The following is a 2,905-nucleotide window of genomic DNA, read 5'->3' as shown; positions in this document are numbered from 1 at the left end:
GGAAGCGCGGGACTCTGTCGATGAACTCGTAGCGGGCGGGCAGTTTGAAGGCCGCGCCGCCAGCGGGGGATGGGCGGTGATCACGGCGGCGTAGCGTGCCGCGAGCGACTCGCTGTCGCGGGCCGCACGCGCGCGTGCGCGGTCCGCGGCCGAGGGAGTCTCGACCGTGGTGTCGGTGGACGACTCGGGGGCGGAACAGCCCACGAGCACGAAGGTGCCCGCGGCGGAGGCGAGCAGGCTCCTTCGGCGCGGCCCCGAGGGGGAGCGCGGCGGCAGGGTGAACGGCACGGCAGACGTCCTCGGAAGGCTCGTACGAAAGGGAGGGCGGCACGCCCGTGATCACGGTACCCGTGCCCCACCCGATCACCCCCAGGGGCTCGCCACCGCGACTCCGCCCCCCGGGGCGGGGGACGGTGGACGGCAACACCCTCTGCGACCGGATACCCTTTGACCAGACACACGACCAACCCACAACAGCACACGCGGCCGAGGAGTCACCCGGATGAGCACCACCCAGAGCGAGAGGCTGCGAGTACTGCTGGAACCGCTCGTCAGCTCTCAGGGCCTCGACCTCGAAGAGGTCGAAGTGGACTCGGTCGGACGTAAGCGTGTGCTGCGTGTTGTCGTCGATTCGGACGAAGGCGCCGATCTGGACGCGATCGCCGATGTGAGCCGCGCGCTCTCGGCGAAGCTCGACGAGACGGACGCGATGGGCGAGGGCGAGTACACCCTCGAGGTCGGAACCCCCGGTGCCGAGCGCGAGCTCAAGGAGCACCGTCACTACGTACGCGCCACGGACCGCCTGGTGAAGTTCCAGCTGGGGGACGGCGACGAGGTGGTCGCGAGAATCCTCGGCGTGGACGAAGAGGGAGTCGATGTCGAGGTGCCGGGCGTGAAGGGGCGCAAGCCCACCGCCAAGCGGCTCGCCTTCCAGGACATCGCCAAGGCCCGCGTCCAGGTCGAGTTCAACCGTAAGAACAAGAACGAAGAGAACGCAGAGGAGGCGTAGCCGTGGACATCGACATGAGTGCCCTGCGGGGCTTGGTACGGGAGAAGGAGATCTCCTTCGACCTGCTGGTCGAGGCGATCGAGTCGGCCCTCCTCATCGCCTACCACCGCACCGAGGGAAGCCGCCGCCACGCGCGCGTCAAGCTCGACCGGGAGACCGGCCATGTGACCGTGTGGGCGAAGGAAGACCCCGAGGACCTGGAGGAGGGGCAGGAGGTACGCGAGTTCGACGACACCCCGTCGGGGTTCGGCCGGATCGCCGCGACCACCGCCAAGCAGGTCATCCTGCAGCGCCTGCGGGACGCCGAGGACGACGCGACGCTCGGTGAGTACGCCGGGCGTGAGGGCGACATCGTCACGGGTGTCGTACAGCAGGGGCGCGACCCGAAGAACGTGCTCGTCGACATCGGCAAGCTGGAGGCCATCCTGCCGGTGCAGGAGCAGGTCCCGGGAGAGACGTATCAGCACGGGCTGCGCCTGCGCTCGTACGTCGTTCGGGTGGCGAAGGGCGTGCGCGGTCCGTCCGTCACCCTGTCGCGTACGCACCCCAATCTGGTGAAGAAGCTCTTCGCGCTGGAAGTTCCGGAGATCGCCGACGGTTCCGTCGAGATCTCCGCGATCGCACGCGAGGCCGGTCACCGTACGAAGATCGCCGTCCGGTCCACGCGTTCGGGTCTGAACGCCAAGGGCGCCTGCATCGGCCCCATGGGCGGCCGGGTGCGCAACGTGATGGCCGAGCTGAACGGCGAGAAGATCGACATCGTCGACTGGTCGGACGACCCGGCCGAGATGGTGGCGAACGCGCTCTCCCCGGCCCGCGTCTCGAAGGTCGAGGTCGTGGACCTCGCGGCCCGCTCCGCGCGCGTGACCGTCCCGGACTACCAGCTGTCGCTGGCGATCGGCAAGGAGGGCCAGAACGCCCGCCTCGCGGCCCGCCTCACCGGCTGGCGTATCGACATCCGTCCGGACACCGAGCAGCCGTCCGACGAGACCGCTCGGCGCGGCGCGGACCAGCACCGGGAATAGTTCTGAGCCGCAAGTGGCTTAGATCACGACAACAACCGTTCGATTCTTGCCTCAAAGGGGTGAGGTCGGTGCGGGGAGGTAGACTTAAGAGTGTCTGGCCGGACGCGAGCCCGCGCATGCCCTGAACGCACCTGTGTGGGGTGCCGGGAGCGAGCGGCCAAGACTGATCTGCTGCGGATCGTGGCGGTCGAGGGTGAATGTGTCCCCGATCATCGCGGTACGCTGCCCGGCCGGGGCGCTTATGTGCACCCCGCCCTGGTCTGTTTCGACCTGGCGGTACGCCGCCGGGCGTTCCCACGGGCGCTGCGTGCCCCGGGACCGCTCGACACAGCGGCGTTGCGCCTCTGCGTCGAGCAGGCAACACCGTAAGGAGCGTCGTACGGAACCCCCGTGCGGCCCTGGTACCCCGCGAGTTGGAAGTAGGTCGAGATTGCGATGAGCACTCGATGAGCACGCGATGAGTACGCCCATGAAGTAGCGACGGTCCGGACGCAACCCGGACCTAAAAGGAGCGAAGTGGCTAAGGTCCGGGTATACGAACTCGCCAAGGAGTTCGGGGTTGAGAGCAAGGTCGTCATGGCCAAGCTCCAAGAGCTCGGTGAATTCGTCCGTTCGGCGTCCTCGACGATCGAGGCGCCCGTTGTACGCAAACTGACTGACGCCCTCCAGCAGGGCAGCGGTGGCGGCAAGCCCGCCTCCGCCCGTAAGGCTGCCCCGGCGAAGCCGGGTGCCCCCTCTCCGGCGCAGGCTGCCCGTCCGGCCGCCCCGCGCCCGCCGGCCCCCAAGCCGGCCGTGGCCGAGCGCCCCGCTGCGCCGGTCACTCCGGCTGCGTCGGCTGCTCCGGTCACTCCGGCTGCGCCGGGTCCGCGCC

4 protein-coding genes and 1 pseudogene are annotated in these 2,905 nt (G+C 69.1%); 4 read left to right on the top strand and 1 reads right to left on the bottom strand.

Annotated elements, in window-relative coordinates:
- Positions 1-288 (bottom strand): annotated as a pseudogene (locus ABZ656_RS57325) (hypothetical protein); the annotation flags it as partial.
- Between the two features lie 214 nt (positions 289-502).
- Between ABZ656_RS57325 and rimP the strand changes: the two are divergent.
- From rimP to ABZ656_RS57305, 4 genes are all read left to right on the top strand, one after another.
- Positions 503-1,009 carry a ribosome maturation factor RimP gene (gene rimP, locus ABZ656_RS57320; protein ID WP_101400980.1) on the top strand — a complete coding sequence of 169 codons (507 nt, stop codon included), beginning with the start codon at positions 503-505 and terminating at the stop codon, positions 1,007-1,009.
- A 2-nt stretch (positions 1,010-1,011) separates the two neighbouring features.
- Entirely contained in the window at positions 1,012-2,034 is a 1,023-nt protein-coding gene (gene nusA, locus ABZ656_RS57315; RefSeq protein WP_101400981.1) for a transcription termination factor NusA, read from the top strand.
- 90 nt (positions 2,035-2,124) lie between these two features.
- A complete protein-coding gene (locus ABZ656_RS57310; RefSeq protein WP_101400982.1) occupies positions 2,125-2,403 on the top strand; it encodes a YlxR family protein in 279 nt (92 codons plus the stop codon).
- A 147-nt stretch (positions 2,404-2,550) separates the two neighbouring features.
- A partial coding sequence (locus ABZ656_RS57305; RefSeq protein ID WP_360280597.1) for a translation initiation factor IF-2 N-terminal domain-containing protein occupies positions 2,551-2,905 on the top strand: 355 nt, incomplete at its 3' end.

The organism is Streptomyces sp. NPDC007095 (assembly GCF_040634475.1).
Lineage (GTDB): Bacteria > Actinomycetota > Actinomycetes > Streptomycetales > Streptomycetaceae > Streptomyces.
The sequence above is the reverse complement of the archived record's forward strand: the minus strand, read 5'-3'. Positions and strand labels throughout refer to the sequence as shown.